The sequence below is a fragment of the Prolixibacter bellariivorans ATCC BAA-1284 genome (assembly GCF_000621705.1).
In the GTDB taxonomy this organism is placed as follows: domain Bacteria; phylum Bacteroidota; class Bacteroidia; order Bacteroidales; family Prolixibacteraceae; genus Prolixibacter; species Prolixibacter bellariivorans.
The window spans coordinates 148523-166724 of record NZ_JHXO01000013.1 but is presented as its reverse complement, the minus strand read 5'-3'; the positions used below and the strand labels follow the sequence as shown (position 1 = coordinate 166724).

The window sequence follows — 18202 nt, the reverse complement described above, 5'->3', positions numbered from 1 at the left end:
CGTTTTCAAAAATCATAAGCATGATTCTAATATGATGCGCTTGAAATCCGGAAATCATGAGCATGAAATTCCTCTTTTTTGGGGGTAACCATTGGTACCTTTTTTAGAAGCACGCCTGCTTTCAATGAAAACCACACGTGCTTTTGCTCCAAACCTAACGTGATCTTGACGAAAAACACACGTGATCTAATGGCAAACCACACGTGGTTCTGGGTGAAACCTGCGCTGGTTTTTCATTTAGACCTCGAATACTTGTCCCCCCTTTCGAAAAAATATGTACCCACAACATATTTTGGGCATTGCACCTTAGAAAAGCATGTATGCTCAACGACCCGCTTTAGGCCTGTCCTCCGCCTTGGTTTTTCGGAAGGCACAAAAAAAAGGCTCCCTGAATTCAGAGAGCCTTTAAGCCAATATCTTTAAGGTATGCTATATATCTTTAAGTCAAGCAATAAAATATATTAAAATGGGTCAACAATATAATAGTTCCGACATTTCCAGGCGTAGATTATTAATCCATTGCTTGATTATATGTGTTACAAGATTATCAAACTCGTCATAAATTTTCGGACAAAGAGAAGAGGCTGTCTTAAGTACAGACAGCCTCTCTAAATATATTTGACAATTAGCATCAGCTTTTAAAGCTGCACATCATGCATATCATCTACTACCTCTATTTAGGCAAATTGTCGGACCAATTTTCATTCTGTTCACACTGATAACCAGCATTGATTTCATCCGCAGGAATAGGATAAACAAATTTCCGTACATCAAAATTGGTGTATTTTCCATTTGCTATAGTGAGTTTTTCACCAGTCCTACGTGCATCGTAGTAACGTTGCCCTTCCTGGAACAATTCTCTCTTACGCTCTTTGGCAATAAATGCTAACAAATCAGCCTGAGTAGATGGCAAATCATCCACCGAAGTAATTTGACTGTCTCTTTGAGCAGTAAAAAAGAGTGCTGCCCTGGCATCATCCAGTAATCCAAGATGCGCACTAGCCTCGGCAATAATAAGTTTCATTTCTGAAACGCGGAACTGCGGGATGTTACTTGTTGCAGCAGAACTTTCTATTCCGTCAAATTTCATCGGATGATTACTCGATGCAGTAGTATCAATCAGGCTCAACCGGTAATCAGTCGATGTAAAATCACCAACCAAACCTGGAGAAACATGGCCACCATATGAACCATACAATGTATTAAGAGAATTTGAAGATAAATTATCGTCGCTGGTTTTTGCAATAGTAAAAATATCCTCGTCAGAAATAGTAAGACTCTTCCACATGTCGAGGTAATCAGCTTTCTTCATTTCCTTAACAACACGCAAATCAAGTGATTCTTGTGCAGCGGTAATTGCCTCAGAATAATTTTCCATATAAAGCATCGTGCGTGCTTTCAAGGCATAAACGGCTGCCCGGTTGAAGTAAAACTGATTTACTTTACTGGGGGTCAATTTATATGCAGCCAATGAATTATCAATGTCACTAAGTATCTGACTGTAGGTCTCAGCAACAGAGCTTCTGGACACATTCTGTTCTGGTTCAATCGCATTTTTATCCATCAAAACCAAACCACCATGAGGATTTGAATCCACGCCATAAGGAAGACCAAAAATATTTACCAAATGGAAATACGCCAAAGCACGTAAACCGTAACTCTCGGCTTTATAAAGATTTAATTCATTCTTTTGAGCTTCGGTAGTTTCCGGATTATCTAATAGAGCATCGATGCCATTAATAATCTTCGTGGAATTGTTAACAATCTTATATCCATATTGCCATACATCTGAAAGTTCCGGGGTCGCATCGGAAATAGCATAATTATTAATATTAACGAAGTGACCAGATGAACCATCCGCAACAGAGATATCGCCTGCAAAGTCACCAATAGCAATTACATAATTTCCGCAAAAACGATAACTCCCAAGATCATAATACAAACCGTTTCTGGCTGCCTTAACGTCGTCAACAGTTTTAAAGGCATCTCCTGAGTTTATTTGATTATATGATTTCGTGTCCAGAAAAGAATCGCAACTTGTCATCAAAACAAGTAACGAACTGAGCACATAAAATATCTTTCTTTTCATAATATCAATTTTAGCAATAATTAAAAGTTTACACTAAGACCAGCCATGAAGGTTCTCGGTGTCGGGTAGTTCCACCACTGAATACCATTGGCTCCAACACTTGCCGGATCAAATCCCCGGTAGTCAGATGCAGTAAATGTATACAGATTATTGGCGGTAACATAGACACGCAAATTCTGCAAGTTCTTAACCAAAGTACGAGGGAAAGTATATCCCAAAACTACATTCTCAATTTTCAAGTAGTCACCATTCATCAAAAACTGTGAAGAATGGTAATTGGACTCTGTCATCTCAAACTTAGGCACCTTTGCTATGTCACCTGGTTGCTGCCACCGGTTGTCATACACATAACGTGTCATCGCCTGGTTAAGACCTCCACCTCTTTGCTCGTCATAACGAAGGTTGCTACCGTAGATCTTACCCCCTAATGCATAGTTCATCTGAACAGAAAAATCAAATCCTTTAAACTTCAAAGCCGTAGAGAAACTTCCCTGGTAATCAGGAGAGGCTTTACCAACATAGCGCTTAGCAGCGGCGTTATAATCGGTTGTTGTTTTATCTCCAGTTTCATTCAGGTAATACAACGGTGCACCGGTTTGTGCATCAACTCCTGCAAATTCCTTCATTTTGAACTGGTAAATATCATGGCCCGGTTCAATTATGGTATAAGTACTTTCAATCGGATTGTCTGTACTCAACTTCTCAATCCTGTTTTTGTTAGTTGCACCAACAAAAGTAGCCGACCATTTCAGGTCCTTTCTCCTGATAATATTTGCGGTAAGCGACAACTCAAATCCTGTATTCTTGAGTTTACCAATATTCTTTGGAACACTGGAATACCCGCTGGTCATTGACAACGGCATAGCAAATACCATATGCTGAGTCTCGTGATGATAATAGTCAAAAGTAATGTCAAACATCGACCATAAAGTCGCATCCAGTCCGACATTAAACTTAGCTGTTTGTTCCCATTTCAAATCAGGATTACCGACTTGCTCCGGGCTGCTACCACCGTTGGAATTATAGTTATATCCATACCCCCACAGAGGCCTTGACGCATACCAGCCATTGTAAATAGTTGTAGAATTAGGATCTAAACCTACAGCCTGGTTACCCGAAGTACCGTAACTGCTTCGAATAGTCAGGCTATTCAACCACCCACTGGTAGAACTCATGAAGTCTTCCTGCGTAATACGATATTTCGCACCTACCGACCAGAATCCTGCCCATCGATTGTTCGAACCAAACCGGGAAGAACCGTCAACACGATAGCTACCAGACAAGTAATATTTGTCGTTATAATCATATTCTCCGTTGAAGAAAAAAGAAGCCAGTCTTAATTCATATTTATCAGTTGAGGCACTTCCCGGTGTAGCTGCCAAAGAAGCAACGTTTTTATCAGGAACAGGATAATTACTACCCGAAAGATAGGTTGTATTCAGATTGGTAGATGAAGTTTCCTGCCCTAACATCAAATTAATATTATGACCTCCATTTAAAGTCTTAATGTAGTTCAGTGTGTTGGTCAAGGTAATCACGGACTGATCATTCGTCGAATTTTCTCCCATTCCACGCATATCTTTCCCCTGAGGTTGAAGGAACGACCAGTAACCAAACTCATTCATGTGCATATAATCAACACCCAAACGAGAAGTATAACTCAATTCAGGCATGAATTTAATCGTCAGGTAGGGTGAAATCAAAGCCCTGTAGTTTTGGTTACGGGATTTATCGCCCAAAGCACTTCTCTGCGCCACCGGGTTGTAACCGTTAACGGTATTGAAATTCCAATCGCCATTTTGATCTTTTACCGGAGTAAGTGGCGATTGCATATATGCTTGTGTGATTGGGTCTGAAAAATAACCACCTCCGGCTCCCATATTTGTCTCTGTATAAGACAATGAGGTATTCATACCGAAAGTAAGCCAATTGGTTGGGTTTTGGTCAAGATTTAACCGTACACTGTATCGCTTAAAATCCTTACCAACAATTATGGCTTTATCTTTCATATACCCCAATGACAAGAAATATCTCGGTGATTTTGGTGATTGACCTGCAGACTGAACGCTCAGATTATAATTCTCAACAAGTCCTTTGCGAGTCACCTGGTCCAACCAATTTACGTTCGCCATATTATCTTTAGTAATCCCCTGTTCAGGTAAAGAATATCCGTAAATTGAACCGTTGTAATATCGATTAGAAGCTTCCTCAGTAGTCATAAGCTTGCTAGGATCGGTAACACCATCATTGAAATAGTTCTTCCATCCTTCAACCTGTAATTCATTATACTGATCTGCATTTACGACCTTATATCGATTGGTAAATGAGGGCATTTCCTCCCATCCGGTTTTAACATCCAGCGAAACTTTAGTTTTGGCACCGGCTTTCGCTTGTTTGGTTGTAATCACGATAACACCATTAGCAGCACGTGCACCATAAATTGAAGTAGCAGTCGCGTCCTTAAGAACAGTAATTGATGCAATATCGTCTGGATTCAGGGAACTAAGGGGAGAAAAAGTCTGACCTTCATCTGCACGTATCCCCCATGAGCCTGCTGCCATTGGCACACCATCAATAACATAAAGAGGTTGGGTTCCGGAGTTCAATGAGTTTCTTCCGCGAATATAAATTGTCGCAGGTGCCCCAGGTTGACCTGAACCTGTACTCATCTGCAAACCTGCCACATTACCGCTTAGAGCTGCAATTGGACTCGGATTAGTTCTGTCAGTAATTTTTTGTTGGTCCAGTGTTGAAGCAGCTCCGGTAAAGGCAGCTTTTTTCTTCACTCCATATCCGGTTACAACTACTTCATTAACATTTACACTTTCGCTTTTCATGGTAACATTGTAAACAGTCTGTGTTGTTAATGACACTTCAACCGTTTTCATACCAACAAACGAAAATACCAATGCGTTGGCATCTTGTGGTACATTCAAAGTATACTTACCATCGACATCAGTGATTGTACCTAATGTAGTGCCTTTAACACTAACAGAAACACCAGGTATTGTACTTCCATCATCACCGGAGGTAACCACTCCTGAAATTTCTCGTGTCTGCGCCCATAAGGATTGCAAACTAATTGCTAATACTGTAATTAACAGCGCAAAGTTTCTCATAGATTAAATTTTTAGATTAATAAAACAAATACCCATAATGGCCTCACACCAAGCCACTATAAGATTCACTTTAAATTACATACAAACCCTAATAAATTGGAAATAGGGCAACAATCACACACAATAAACTTAATACATTAAGTATTAAAATATCCTTGGCATTTTTTAACCAGAGGAACAAAAATAAAAAGAATTTGTAACAAACCTCAGCCTTTCACAGCCACACTTGTAATCATAAATTTAAATTTATTGATAATCTCAAGTATGTTCATATGATAAAGCCCAGATTTAAATATTTTTAACGCTTTTATTTCAAATCGTTTACAAAACGACTTTTTCAACGCATATTCGTTTTATCCCAAATCATTAAACCCAAACAGCATGAATAATTACCGTATAAAATTTACAGTTTGATAACATAAATTAACAATAAAACGTAGCAACCCACATTATAACAAAAAACTGTAACTCATCCTGATGTTTGAGTTGACAATTTATTCCATTTTCCGCTCAACCAACTGCACAATTTCTTGCTCCAACTCAGCGGCTCTCCGGGCTACTTCTTCTCCTTTGTCAAGTAGCTCCCGTTTTTTTGCTTCATCAGCTAATCCGGAAGCATTGATTCTGACATTCATCCAGGCACCCAGAACAGCGGTTCGTGCACACAATGCTCCTACTCCGGCATCTGTAACTGAGTTCGGATTTCCTTCCTCAACCATGGCACGTATTACCTCAAATGAGGCAAGTGAGGTTTCCATTACTGAAAGCGGAACTTCCATAGCATTGAGTGTGGCAGCCTGAATGGCTTCCGTACGTGCCGCTTTTTCGTCATCCGAGCCTTTCGGCATACCAAAAGCAGCCATTATATTATTGAATGCCTGGGTGTCTTCATCGACCAGTTTGAGCAACTGCTGCTGAATTTTCAGCCCCTTCTCGGCCCAGTCGGAAAACTCTTCCCATCGGTCATCCCAGCCACGTTTATGCGCAGAGAGGTTAGCTACCATAGTAGCCAGTGAAGCTCCCAACGCTCCAACGTATGCAGATACCGAACCTCCTCCCGGAGCCATACTTTCTGAAGCAGTTTCTTCAGCAAAACCACGAGCCGTTAAATCAACCAGCTTCTTTTGTTCCTTATCATCGAGCATGTACTCAATGATTTTTTTATCTGGATCAAACGGTTGAAGTTCGTCAAGTCCCAACGATTTGACAGCAATCTTGATGATTTCCCTTTCGGGAATACCGGTAGAACGATTTTGCTTTCGCAGAAAATATCTACCGGCGTCGAGAATATATTTCAACGGCATAATACCCACCAGCTCCGATCCGGTCACTCTGATGCCACGTGACTCTGCACTGCGGCACACTTCATCAAAGGCTACATGAACAGGTGTTACGGTTAAATCGGTTAGATTCATCGAAATCTGAGCAACTCCATATTCTTCGATGTACCATCCAATTGCCCTTACTTTTTTTAACGTACCCGGAATGCGTACCGGTTCGCCATTTGCATCTTTTGCGATTTTTCCGGTTACGGGATTTCCTTCCCGCTTTACACGCCCGGCTTCGCGGACATCAAATGCAATGGCATTGGCACGACGCGTGGATGTCGTATTCAGATTAATATTGTATGCAACAAGGAAATTTCGGGCGCCAATAGCAATTGCTCCCGTTCGGGGAACAAACTCTGCCGGTCCGAAATCGGGTTTCCATTCCGGATGTTTCAGTTTGTCTGGAAGGGCTTCATATTCGCCGGACCGACAAAAGGCCAAACTTTTTCGTTTTTCGGTAAAAGCAGCAAACTCATAAGCGTAGACCGGAATCCCCAACTCATCGCCTACTCTTTTTCCTAATTGACGGGCGTATTCAACAGTCTCTTCCATCGATATACCCGAGACCGGTACCAAAGGACAAACATCTGTAGCTCCAAAGCGAGGATGTTCACCGCTGTGTTTCGACATATCAATTAGCCCGGCAGCTTTCTTAATGGCTTGAAAAGCCGCTTCTATTACCAGTTCAGGCTCTCCTACAAATGTAACAACGGTACGATTGGTGGCATGTCCCGGATCGACATCCAGTAATTTGACTCCTTTTACCAGCTCAATGGTATCCGTAATTTTTTTAATAACAGACAAATCGCGTCCCTCTGAAAAATTGGGAACGCATTCGATAATCCGTTTTGTCATAGAACTCTCATTTTTTTAAGGCACTACAAAATAGAAGTGTTAAACTGAGAATACCATGATAATTCACATCTTTCTCATACATCACTGAATCTCTCCCCTGAGGATTACCGTCTCGATAAGTTCGGAGTTGTAGGCGTACGGAAAATACTGATACGAAGGAATATCCCTGGTTATAAACACATTGGCTGCCTTGCCCCGGGCAATACTTCCGTAGCCATCGCTAATGCCCATGGCATAGGCGGAATTAATTGTCGTAGCGTTAATTACCTCTTCGGGAAGCATCTTATACCGGATGCATCCCAGCGATTGCATGAATTTCATGTCACCCGAAGGCGATGAACCTGGGTTGAAGTCGGTAGCCAATGCCACCGGAAGTCCCGAATCTATTAGCCTCCGCGCTGGTGAAAGAGGTAAATCAAGAAAGAAGGCAGCACCAGGCAAAATGGTCGGCATGGTTTGCGAATGTTTAAGAACATTTATTTCGTCATCCCCTAAATATTCAAGGTGATCGACTGAAAGAGCCTTGTTTTTTACGCCAACCTGTACCCCACCGGTGAGTCCTAATTCATTGGCGTGTATTTTTGCCCGAAGTCCATACTTTGTTCCAGCTTCGAGAATTCTTTCTGTATCGGCAACCGAGAAAAAGCCGGTATCGCAAAAAACATCGATGTAGTCAGCCAGTTCTTCATCCGCTATGCGCGGCAACATTTCATTAATGATCTGATCGACATAAACTGATGGATTATCCCGATATTCCATCGGAATGGAATGTGCGCCCAGAAATGTGGACTTTATGGCCAATGGAGTTGACTCTTTTAACCGGCGAATGACACGAAGCATTTTAATTTCATCTTCCGGATTTAAACCGTAACCACTTTTAATTTCAACCGCTCCGGTACCTTTGTATATGATTTCAGATATCCGCTCAAGAGCCGAAACGCAAAGCTCCTCCTCACTCATTTCGTGCAATCGGTTGGCCGAATTCAGAATGCCTCCGCCTCTCCGGGCAATCTCTTCATAGGACAGCCCTTTGATTTTATCGACAAACTCTTGTTCGCGGCTGGCCGGATAAACTAAATGCGTATGCGAATCGCAGAAGGATGGAAAAACCATTCGTCCCGTACAGTCTATTTCCATCAACACATCATAATTATCTAAATCACGTCCGTTCAACTCCTCCATCGAACCAAAATCAACAATCATCTCGTCACGCAGCAAAAGAAATGCATCCTTAATCGTATGGACTTTAGCCATATCCTTTCCGGCAACCCATAGTTTGGGTTCTTCTTCAACCTGCACCAGCTCTTTGATATTTACCAACAATATTTTCATCTGCTAATTTTTTAGCGCTCCTCGAAAACTCACCCTTACAATGGATATCCAACCAGGAGCTTTTGCTTTTATACGATTTTTCGTACCCGGAAAATCAATGGATCATTTATTTGCCTTTAACAAAATCCAGAATCAATCCGTGCATCTCAACTATCACTTATCAGTACCGACCTCTATTACCTAATTTCTGAAACGAATGGGAGTTTCATCTCAAGTAGTAACAGATTAAGCTTAATCAGGCCAGATGGTTTTATAAACTCCATACTGTTTATAAGTATGAAAGTTTAATAGTAATAAATAAATTTAAGGAAACGCAGATAAAAAATGAGACATATCAGGCATAAAAACTTAATTTTTTTATCCTTTCAAAAATTCAATTCAATACGACTTCCCACCCACGTAAAACACTAACTACCAACACATTTTTAGCTATAAAAAATTGAATTGACCGAAATACTCCCTCATTTGACGCATTTGCTTATTTTTGAAAACCGCTAAACTAATTCCTTATGATAAAGAAAGTACCGCATACGTACGTCATTATTTTCCTCATCATTCTCTTTTCGGCTGCTCTCACCTGGATTCTCCCCGGAGGTGAATTTGCAAGAGAAACGGTCACCGTTAATCATGTGCAAAGAGAAGTTATCGATAGTAACTCCTTTCATTTTGTCGAGAAATCGCCTCAAACCTGGCAGGTGTTTTCAGCTTTTTTCAAAGGATTCGAAAATACCTCCAACATCATTGTCTTTATCCTGATTATTGGAGGTGCCTTTTGGATTGTCAACGAAAGTAAGGCCATCGATATGGGAATTTATTCATTTCTTCTCTTCGCCCGCAATCTCGAACACCACCGCTGGCTGAAAAAAATTGGCGTCGATAACCTCATCTTTGTCTTAATCATGCTGATGTTCTCGGTATTTGGCGCTGTTTTCGGCATGAGTGAAGAGACCATCGCCTTCATCATCATCTTCGTACCACTTTCCATTTCCATGGGATACGATTCCATTGTCGGTGTATCGCTCTGCTTTGTAGCCGCCGGACTCGGATTTGCGGGCGCCATCCTGAATCCTTTTACCATAGGAATTGCCCAGGGACTCTCTAATTTGCCCCTCTTTTCAGGAATCGAATACCGGCTTTTCAGTTGGGTGGTAATTAACCTGGTCGGTTTTGTTTTCATTATCCGTTATGCTCGAAGGATTAAGAAAAATCCGACAAAGTCGCCTGTTTACGAAGAGGATACTTACTGGCGGGAACGAGGAAACGCTCATATTGAGAATCTGAAGTTCCAAACGCCCAAAGTTGCCTGGTGGATATTTGGAATTCTTTCGGTCATCATGATTTATACGGCTTTTCGGTATCCGGTAACGGAATTAAAAATTGGAAATGGTAGGTATCCGATGCCGGCTATTCCCATTGCAACTTTTGTTTTCCTGGTAACAGGAATCCTGAGTTTACGAAAAACCGTTCATTATTTTATTCTCACACTTCTTCTGTTCACCATTGTATTCCTTATTATCGGGGTGATGGGTTACGACTGGTACGTGATGGAAATCGCCACGATTTTCCTGGGATTAGGAATTGCATCAGGATTGGCGACCGGGAAAAGCGGAAACGAAATTACCAAACTCTTTATCGAAGGTGCGAAGGATATTCTATCGGCTGCCATGGTGGTAGGCCTTGCCGGAGGGATTATCGTTATTCTGAATGATGGACATATTATTGATACGCTGCTGCACTACATTGCTCAATCGATGAATAATCTGGGTAAGGTCGCGTCGGTGGGCATGATGTACATTTTTCAAACGATGCTGAACATTATTATTCCGTCTGGTTCCGGCAAGGCAGCGCTAACCATGCCCATGATGTCACAGTTTTCCGATTTAATCGGCGTCTCCCGGCAGGCAACAGTCATGGCATTTCAATTTGGCGATGGATTTACCAATATGCTCACGCCCACTTCCGGGATTTTGATTGGTGTGTTAGGCGTAGCAAAAATTCCTTACGAGAAATGGGTAAAGTGGATTGCTCCCCTGATGGCTATTTTAATTCTGATTGGCTTTCTGTTGCTTATTCCAACCGTGACGATGAAACTCAACGGCTTTTGAACGCCACTTTTATACATGAAAAAGCCTGTCCCAAACTGGAACAGGCTTATTTTTTATGCTTTTCTGAGATTACTCTCCCGGAGCAATTGCTTCAACAGGACAAACCTCTGCGCAAGAACCGCAATCTGTGCAAAGTTCCGGATCAATTTTGTAGATTTCACCTTCACTAATCGCTTCTACCGGACATTCGTCAATGCAAGTTCCGCAAGCAATACATTCGTCAGAAATAACGTAAGCCATAACTTAAATGGATTTTTGTTGATAACATTTTATTAAGAGCAAATGTACAAAGATTGACTAAAAAACAAATTCTCTACATGTGTTAATAACATTTTTTGGGGAATTTTATAATCATTCCAAAAACGGCCGAAAGCCGTTACTTTCAAGAGGTTTTATTATTTTCGTTTTATAATAAGGGAAAAACGGCCTGTAACCAACTTACACTAAACCCATCATATGGAGATATCCGGGAATATTCTAACCGCGTTTATGCTCACCCTTTTTGCCGGTTTGTCAACCGGAATAGGAAGTGCCATTGCCTTTTTCACCAAGCGAACCAATACCAAGTTACTGAGTGTTGCCCTTGGTTTCTCAGCGGGTGTGATGATTTACATCTCGTTCATGGAAATTTTTCCGCATGCACAGCATATACTGATTGAAAAGTTAGGAAAACTTCGCGGACACTGGTATTCCTTAATCGCTTTCTTCGGTGGCATGTTGCTGATTACCTTAATCGACAAATTCATCCCGAATTTTGAAAACCCGCACGAGGTTAAGGCTGTAGAGGATATGGACGATAAGAGCAAAGCCATTGCGTTCCGGAAACTTTACCGCATGGGAATCATGACAGCAGTGGCTGTAGGTATTCACAATTTCCCGGAAGGATTGGCCACGTTTGCGTCTGCACTGCAAGATCCATCCATCGGTATTGCCATCGCGATTGCTATTGCCATTCACAATATCCCGGAAGGAATTGCTGTTTCAGTACCTATATATTATGCTACCGGAAACCGGAAAAAAGCGTTCTGGCTCTCTTTCCTGTCAGGAGTTTCGGAACCGGTTGGCGCATTGCTTGGTTATTTACTGATTCTTCCGTTCGTTACACCGGAAAACATGGACTTGATTTTCGCCTATATTTTGGCTGGTGTCGCCGGTATCATGATCTTCATTTCATTCGACGAACTGCTACCATCGGCAGAAGAATATGGGGAACATCACCTCTCGGTTTATGGTCTCATTGGCGGAATGGCTGTGATGGCGCTTAGCCTGATGGTGCTTTCCTGAATACGAATTAAGCTTCTTCCTTTTTCAGCTTTTGCTGATAATATTTGCAGTAAGGTGTCAGTCCGCACTTTTCACATTTCGGTTTTCGCGCCAGGCAAACATAGCGGCCATGCAGAATGAGCCAGTGATGTGCTGTGGCAATCAAATCTTCCGGAATGTATTTTACCAACTGCTTTTCGGTTTCCAGCGGTGTTTTGGCATTCGTACTCAACCCCAGGCGAGCTGCCACACGAAAAACATGTGTGTCGACGGCCATTGCCGGCTTATTGAATACCACTGAAGCAATTACATTGGCAGTTTTCCTACCCACACCGGGCAGCTTCACCAACTCTTCCACCGTGTCCGGAATTTCGCTGTTAAAATCTGCCACCAACATTTTGGCCATGCCAACCAAGTGTTTGGCTTTATTATTTGGGTAGGAACACGAGCGGATGTACTCGAATACTTCGCCCGGCTCTACTTCGGCCAGTTTTTCGGGAGTGGGAAACCGTTGAAGCAACTCCGGCGTAATTTGGTTTACCCTTTTGTCCGTGCATTGTGCTGATAAAATAACAGCAACCAATAATTCATAGGGATTGGTATATTCGAGTTCGGTTTCGGCAATGGGCATCTCTTTCTGAAACCACTCAATTATGCGGGCAAAGCGTTCTTTTTTCTGCATTGGTTAATTCGTTTGCGGTAAAATTAATTGTTTCGCTTATGTAAATCACCATTCCAACTGAAAACAACCGGATTTTGTTCAGTCGTTTCCCAATTTTCCCATTAAACTTATAACAGTCAACAATTGTGGTTTTTCATGTAATTCCTGCTATTTTTGAGGGCTAAAATAAGGATTGCATGAAGCCATATCTTCAGGTTGAAAATCTGACAAAATACTGGGGCGAACTCGCCCTGTTCGAACATATCAACTTCACCATTTCGGAAGGTCAAAAAGTTGCCTTGATTGCCAAAAACGGTACTGGCAAATCGACCTTGATGGACTTAATTTACAACATCAACTCACCCAGCGAAGGCAGCATTAGCATTGCCAGCGACATCCGTGTAAGCTACCTAAGGCAAACGCCCGATCTCGATCCAGATGATACCGTAATGCAGGCGGCCTTCAAATCATCGGACGAGTTGGTAGAAACCATCCAACAGTACGAAGAAGCTGTAGATAGCCAGAACCATGACTTGTTGGCTGAGGCGATGGAAAAAATGAACCGGTTGAATGCCTGGGATTTTGAAGTGCGTATTAAGCAAATCCTGTCACGACTGAAGATAAATAATCTTGAGCAGCGCATCAGTGAACTATCCGGCGGCCAGCAAAAGCGGGTGGCTTTAGCCAATGTGCTGATTACCGAACCCGACTTTCTCATTCTGGATGAGCCCACCAACCATCTGGATCTGGACATGATTGAATGGTTGGAAAAATACCTGGGCAAAGCGAAGTCTACCCTCTTCATGGTGACGCACGACCGCTATTTTCTCGACCGGGTGTGCGATGAAATTCTGGAACTGGACGACCAAACCATTTACCGTTACCGGGGAAATTACTCCTATTACCTCACCAAACGGGAAGAACGAATTCAGCAACAAACCGCTGAAGTAGAGAAAGCCAAAAACCTGTATCGCACCGAACTGGAATGGCTTCGGCGAATGCCACAGGCCCGGGGACACAAAGCTAAATACCGGGTGGAAAATGCATACAAGCTGCAGGAAAAAGCCTCGCAGGGACGTTCGGACGAAACCGTGGAACTGAATGTGCAAGGTGCCCGGTTGGGGAAAAAAATACTGGAGGTGGACCATCTTTCCAAAAGCTTTGGCGACATCCGGATTCTGGAGGATTTCTCGTATAAATTCAGTCGCTACGAAAAAGTGGGCGTTGTGGGAGAAAACGGAACCGGCAAAAGCACCTTCCTGAACCTGGTTACCGGCGCTATTCCCGTTGACAGCGGAACCATCGACGTGGGCGAAACCATTAAATTTGGCTATTACCGGCAGGACGGCATGCAGTTCAAACCCGAAGACCGGGTGTTGGATATCGTGAAAGAGATTGCCGAAGTGATTGACCTGGGCAATGGCCAGGTGATGACGGCTGCACAGTTTCTGAACATGTTCCTCTTTCCGCCGGAAGTGCAATATTCCTATGTGGAAAAACTCTCGGGTGGAGAACGAAGGCGATTGTATCTCTGTACTGTTTTGATTCAGAATCCCAACTTCCTGATTCTGGATGAACCGACCAACGACCTCGACATCATGACGCTGAACGTGCTGGAGGATTACCTGAAAAGCTTCAGCGGATGCGTGATTATCGTGTCGCACGACCGGTTCTTCATGGACAAGATTGTCGACCACCTGTTCGTTTTCCGGGGTAAAGGCCAAATCAAGGATTTTCCGGGCAATTACAGCGACTACCGCGACTGGAAAGAAGAACAGGATAAGCTGGAACGCAAACAGGAAAAACAGGAGAAAGCCGAAAAAGCAGAGCCCGCTAAACAGGACAAACCGAAACCACGCAAACTCACCTATAAGGAAAAGATAGAATTCGAACAGCTGGAAACGGATATCGCTGAGCTAGAAAAAGAAAAAGCATCCATCGAAGAGGCGATGAATGCAGGCAACTTATCGCCGGAAGAACTGGTCGAACAATCCAACCGGCACGGTGAACTGCAAGACCTGCTGGACGAAAAAGAGATGCGCTGGCTCGAACTCAGCGAACTGGCTTGATGCACAAACGGAAAATGAATCCGTTTTAGCTTTCCTCCAGTGTTTTCTTCCGCTCCATATATTCCTCACGCGAGATTTCGCCACGGGCATAACGCTCTTTGAGGATCGTCATAGCAGCGTCGTGACCAATATCTCTTGGCGGTTGGGAAACCGGACCACGTGTTAAACGCACGATAAATAAAACGACCAGAATAATAAAGGCAAACCAAATGAGCCATCCAAAGGGCCATCCCCAGCCCCATCCAAACTGAAAACAATCGTTCATAACCATATCGTTTAAGTTTCTCTAGTAAACTTACAAAAATACCCGGGAGCAACCCCGGGTATTTCATATGAAAAAAGTTAATTTTTCTTATCGGGATACGTGGCCCTGTCGTACTTGCAGCAACCAGGAAGTCCGGCGTAAGCCGAATCTGACGCTTTGTCGAACTGGGTATCGTGTCCCACTTTGGCAATGGCTTTACTGATGCTCTTCTCATTGGTTTTCGAAGGATTGTACGTCACCGCCAACATCTCCGTTTTCATGTTCCAGTCGGCTTTCGCTACCCCGTCAACGCTTTTTGCAGCGCCTTCGATGCGGGCCTTACAGGAACCACATTTTCCGTACACTTTAAAGGTGTCAGTTTTCTGTGCGTTATCAGCCAATAACGACTGCGCACCCATCATTAAAATTCCAAAAATCAACGTTACTACTGCATTCTTCATGTGTCTGCTTTTAAATAAATAACCAGTTAATTATTGTAAGTCTTTCTTCTTTTGTTCGAACTCTTCTTTGTCAATCTCGCCGCGTGCATAACGCTCTTTCAGGATATCGACCGCTGAATTTCCTCCCTGATGGGAAGAATTTGAGGGATGATGAGGTTGCTGATTCGAACCGGTTGCCCGGACCAACAGCCAAATGACAACAATAAGGAAGAGCAGGCCGATTATCCAGCCGCCTCCCATGCCAAACCAATGTCCTCCATAACCGTACATCATGATAAACCTCCATTTCTTATTCGTTAATAACTTCTATGATGTCATTATCTTGAAGAAAACTTTCCTAAAGCGAAGCAATCACCCGTTCCAGTTTTCTCAAAATCTCCGTCGAAATGCAGAACAAATCGTCGTTCTCAACCGCCTGCATCGAAGCTACCGGATTAACGGCTGCGACTTCAATTCCGCCGCTGTCCAGTTCCTGAACAACCACGTTGCAGGGAAGCATCGTCCCGATTTTGTCTTCGGATTCCAATGCCTGGTAAGCAAACCGTGGATTACAAGCTCCAAGAATCTTATATCTTCTGAAATCGACATCCAGTTTTTCTTTCAGCTTTTGCTGAATATCCATCTCTGTCAATACACCAAATCCCTCCTGCTGCAATGCTTCCGTAACCTGAACGATTACCTCGTCGAAGCTGCCTTCCACTTTTTTATTGATGTAATACTTCATTTCTTTTGTCTTCAAAGTCATACCTCAAAGCTACCCCATGCTTACCGGTAGTGTGTTATACAATTCATTAAATGTTTTATATGATCTTATGAATTAACACACTTTAGCACTCTATTATTGAATGGTGTCACGGGTTTCGCCGCAGGTTAACATGTCCGAACCAAAATACGGATTGCGGATATCTGCGGACTCACTCAACCAGAAAGCTCCTTTGTTATTGAGTGCCATGGGGCAGAACTGGTAATAAATGGTTACGCCTTTCAAACCGAACCGTTTTACACTTTCGTAGAAAGTTTTGTTAAACGTTGCAAAAGCCGCTTTCTGCTCATCCGGTTTTACCGTTGACGTAATCGTGGCAATGTTGGGCTTCATCACATTCAGCTGCTTCATCCACGCCAGATGGTTGTCTCCTTTCAGCTCTTCCATATCGACTTTTCCCAATGCAGCCTGAACAGCTTTTGCATCGGCCTGTACTTTATCGAACTGCTTGGCGACGAAGGCATTTTTCATTTTTAAATAGGCCTCGTAAACGTTAGTAAGCTGTTGCTTGAATGCTTCGGGAACCTTCGTCTCGGATGCTTCTTCAGCCGTTTTCGCTTTCGCGGAAGAGGTCGACTTACTGCCGCCCATATCCATTCCGGGCATACTTCCGGCACCTGAGTCGCCGCCCTTGGGATTCATCATGCTGGGTTTACCGGCCAACTGCGCCGACGCATCGATTTGAAATACGCCATTTACAGCTATCTCCTCGCCTTCCTTGAGTCCGTCAGCCACTACATAATTATCGCCCGATTCGGGACCTAACGTGATTTCCCGCATTTTGAAAGTCGGCTCTTCGCGGTTGGGCACTTTCACATAAACAATGGAGCGTTTGCCGGTCCATAAGACTGCTGTTTGCGGAATCAACAACACTTTTCCGTTTTCAGCCCGCTGCGAGGTGACAATGCCGTTGGCAAACATTTCGGGTTTCAGTTCCAGGTGCGGATTGTGCACCTCAACACGAACGTGTGCCACGCGTGTTTTGGCATCGATAAACGGATCGATGTAGGTCACTTTTCCCTTAAAGGATTCACCCGGAAGGGAAGCCACCGTAAACTGCACCTTATCATTATTGCGCAACCACGGCAAATCGGTTTCATAAGCATCGAACATGACCCACACATCGGTGAGGTTGATGACTTCGAACAGACTGGCCCCGGTTTTTACATAATCCCCCAGTGACACCTGCCGTTTGGTCACCGTACCCGAAATGGGAGACATTACCTCAAAATCTTCCTGAATGGTTCCTTTCTGTTCGATGCCATTAATTTGTGCATCCGTCAGATTCCATAGCTTCAGTTTATTCCGGGCAGCCCGGTACAAATCGGGATTGGTATTCTTGTACTGAATCGCTTCCAGCAACTCTTTCTGAGCCGTAATCAGATCCGGCGAATAAATCAACGCCAACTTCTCTCCTTTTCGCACATGCTGCCCGGTGAAGTTCACAAAGAGCTTATCGATTCGTCCGCCATAACGGGCTGTCAGCTCGGCAATGTTTCGTTCGTCGGGTTTAACCTTACCCAGCAAGCGAACTTCTTTGGCCGGATACCCCTTCTGTACCGTCATGGTTTGGACATCGGCCAGCTTCATGGCTGCCTCTGTCATCGGAATTTCATCTGCTGAAGCCGATTCTGTTGTTTTCAGATCGGTCAGCGGAATCAGGTCCATGCCGCAGATGGGGCATTTCCCCGGATGATCCTGACGGATCTGCGGGTGCATGGAGCAGGTCCAGATGGTGACTTTTTTAGTTCCGGCCTCTGCCTGCTCATGATGATGCTTGACCGGTTCGGTCGCGTTATTTCCACTTCCGTGGAAAAACAACCATCCCACCAGCAATCCGGCTAGCACCGCGATGCCAATGCGGTACCACTCTTTTTTCGACAGGTCGATATATTTTTTCATCTTGAAATCCA

14 protein-coding genes are annotated in these 18202 nt (G+C 43.4%); 3 read left to right on the top strand and 11 right to left on the bottom strand.

What is annotated here, in order from left to right; all coding sequences use genetic code 11:
* Nucleotides 1-673: 673 nt before the first annotated feature.
* From T426_RS0118250 to hutI, 4 genes are all read right to left on the bottom strand, one after another.
* Nucleotides 674-2089 carry a RagB/SusD family nutrient uptake outer membrane protein gene (locus T426_RS0118250; RefSeq protein WP_025864791.1) on the bottom strand — a complete coding sequence of 472 codons (1416 nt, stop codon included), beginning with the start codon at nt 2087-2089 and terminating at the stop codon, nt 674-676.
* 20 nt (nt 2090-2109) lie between these two features.
* Nucleotides 2110-5208, bottom strand: coding sequence for a SusC/RagA family TonB-linked outer membrane protein (locus T426_RS0118245; RefSeq protein ID WP_025864792.1), 3099 nt, complete (start codon nt 5206-5208; stop codon nt 2110-2112).
* 494 nt (nt 5209-5702) lie between these two features.
* The gene (gene ftcD / locus T426_RS0118240) at nt 5703-7391 is read right to left on the bottom strand and encodes a glutamate formimidoyltransferase (RefSeq protein WP_025864793.1); all 1689 of its coding nucleotides are present in this window, start codon (nt 7389-7391) and stop codon (nt 5703-5705) included.
* Between the two features lie 81 nt (nt 7392-7472).
* Nucleotides 7473-8723: an imidazolonepropionase gene (gene hutI, locus T426_RS0118235; RefSeq protein ID WP_025864794.1), complete on the bottom strand. Its 1251-nt coding sequence runs from the start codon at nt 8721-8723 to the stop codon at nt 7473-7475.
* A gap of 509 nt (nt 8724-9232) precedes the next feature.
* Between hutI and T426_RS0118230 the strand changes: the two genes are divergently transcribed.
* Complete coding sequence (locus T426_RS0118230; protein ID WP_025864795.1) at nt 9233-10828, top strand: YfcC family protein; 1596 nt, start codon at nt 9233-9235, stop codon at nt 10826-10828.
* Between the two features lie 69 nt (nt 10829-10897).
* On the opposite strand, the gene T426_RS25615 is transcribed toward T426_RS0118230, so the two are convergent.
* Nucleotides 10898-11068: a DUF362 domain-containing protein gene (locus T426_RS25615; RefSeq protein WP_081782451.1), complete on the bottom strand. Its 171-nt coding sequence runs from the start codon at nt 11066-11068 to the stop codon at nt 10898-10900.
* Nucleotides 11069-11284: 216 nt separating this feature from the next.
* Here T426_RS25615 and zupT point away from each other — a divergent pair, with 216 nt between their 5' ends.
* Entirely contained in the window at nt 11285-12112 is an 828-nt protein-coding gene (zupT, locus tag T426_RS0118225) for a zinc transporter ZupT (RefSeq protein ID WP_199898609.1), read from the top strand.
* Between the two features lie 7 nt (nt 12113-12119).
* Here zupT and nth read toward each other — a convergent pair whose 3' ends face one another.
* Nucleotides 12120-12773 (bottom strand): endonuclease III, encoded by a 654-nt coding sequence (gene nth / locus T426_RS0118220; protein WP_025864797.1) that lies wholly within the window; start codon nt 12771-12773, stop codon nt 12120-12122.
* A gap of 176 nt (nt 12774-12949) precedes the next feature.
* On the opposite strand from nth, the gene T426_RS0118215 reads away from it, so the two are divergent.
* Nucleotides 12950-14821, top strand: coding sequence for an ABC-F family ATP-binding cassette domain-containing protein (locus T426_RS0118215; RefSeq protein WP_025864798.1), 1872 nt, complete (start codon nt 12950-12952; stop codon nt 14819-14821).
* Nucleotides 14822-14846: 25 nt separating this feature from the next.
* Here T426_RS0118215 and T426_RS0118210 read toward each other — a convergent pair whose 3' ends face one another.
* The 5 genes from T426_RS0118210 to T426_RS0118190 all read right to left on the bottom strand — a co-directional run bounded on the left by T426_RS0118210 (nt 14847) and on the right by T426_RS0118190 (nt 18191).
* Nucleotides 14847-15086: an SHOCT domain-containing protein gene (locus T426_RS0118210; RefSeq protein WP_036984628.1), complete on the bottom strand. Its 240-nt coding sequence runs from the start codon at nt 15084-15086 to the stop codon at nt 14847-14849.
* A 77-nt stretch (nt 15087-15163) separates the two neighbouring features.
* Nucleotides 15164-15526: a heavy-metal-associated domain-containing protein gene (locus tag T426_RS0118205; protein ID WP_025864800.1), complete on the bottom strand. Its 363-nt coding sequence runs from the start codon at nt 15524-15526 to the stop codon at nt 15164-15166.
* A 30-nt stretch (nt 15527-15556) separates the two neighbouring features.
* Nucleotides 15557-15799 carry an SHOCT domain-containing protein gene (locus T426_RS0118200; protein WP_025864801.1) on the bottom strand — a complete coding sequence of 81 codons (243 nt, stop codon included), beginning with the start codon at nt 15797-15799 and terminating at the stop codon, nt 15557-15559.
* A 64-nt stretch (nt 15800-15863) separates the two neighbouring features.
* Nucleotides 15864-16250, bottom strand: coding sequence for a DUF302 domain-containing protein (locus T426_RS0118195; RefSeq protein ID WP_025864802.1), 387 nt, complete (start codon nt 16248-16250; stop codon nt 15864-15866).
* A gap of 114 nt (nt 16251-16364) precedes the next feature.
* Nucleotides 16365-18191, bottom strand: coding sequence for an efflux RND transporter periplasmic adaptor subunit (locus T426_RS0118190; RefSeq protein ID WP_234406734.1), 1827 nt, complete (start codon nt 18189-18191; stop codon nt 16365-16367).
* Nucleotides 18192-18202: the final 11 nt, after the last annotated feature.

What these genes read in the sequence shown, in the direction of transcription:
- T426_RS0118190 (WP_234406734.1), bottom strand. Translation starts at nt 18,191, where the DNA reads ATGAAAAAATATATCGACCTGTCGAAAAAAGAGTGGTACCGCATTGGC.
- T426_RS0118200 (WP_025864801.1), bottom strand. Translation starts at nt 15,799, where the DNA reads ATGATGTACGGTTATGGAGGACATTGGTTTGGCATGGGAGGCGGCTGG.
- T426_RS0118215 (WP_025864798.1), top strand. Translation starts at nt 12,950, where the DNA reads ATGAAGCCATATCTTCAGGTTGAAAATCTGACAAAATACTGGGGCGAA.
- T426_RS0118210 (WP_036984628.1), bottom strand. Translation starts at nt 15,086, where the DNA reads ATGAACGATTGTTTTCAGTTTGGATGGGGCTGGGGATGGCCCTTTGGA.
- T426_RS0118205 (WP_025864800.1), bottom strand. Translation starts at nt 15,526, where the DNA reads ATGAAGAATGCAGTAGTAACGTTGATTTTTGGAATTTTAATGATGGGT.
- ftcD (WP_025864793.1), bottom strand. Translation starts at nt 7,391, where the DNA reads ATGACAAAACGGATTATCGAATGCGTTCCCAATTTTTCAGAGGGACGC.
- T426_RS0118250 (WP_025864791.1), bottom strand. Translation starts at nt 2,089, where the DNA reads ATGAAAAGAAAGATATTTTATGTGCTCAGTTCGTTACTTGTTTTGATG.
- hutI (WP_025864794.1), bottom strand. Translation starts at nt 8,723, where the DNA reads ATGAAAATATTGTTGGTAAATATCAAAGAGCTGGTGCAGGTTGAAGAA.
- zupT (WP_199898609.1), top strand. Translation starts at nt 11,285, where the DNA reads ATGGAGATATCCGGGAATATTCTAACCGCGTTTATGCTCACCCTTTTT.
- T426_RS0118245 (WP_025864792.1), bottom strand. Translation starts at nt 5,208, where the DNA reads ATGAGAAACTTTGCGCTGTTAATTACAGTATTAGCAATTAGTTTGCAA.
- T426_RS0118195 (WP_025864802.1), bottom strand. Translation starts at nt 16,250, where the DNA reads ATGAAGTATTACATCAATAAAAAAGTGGAAGGCAGCTTCGACGAGGTA.
- nth (WP_025864797.1), bottom strand. Translation starts at nt 12,773, where the DNA reads ATGCAGAAAAAAGAACGCTTTGCCCGCATAATTGAGTGGTTTCAGAAA.
- T426_RS0118230 (WP_025864795.1), top strand. Translation starts at nt 9,233, where the DNA reads ATGATAAAGAAAGTACCGCATACGTACGTCATTATTTTCCTCATCATT.
- T426_RS25615 (WP_081782451.1), bottom strand. Translation starts at nt 11,068, where the DNA reads ATGGCTTACGTTATTTCTGACGAATGTATTGCTTGCGGAACTTGCATT.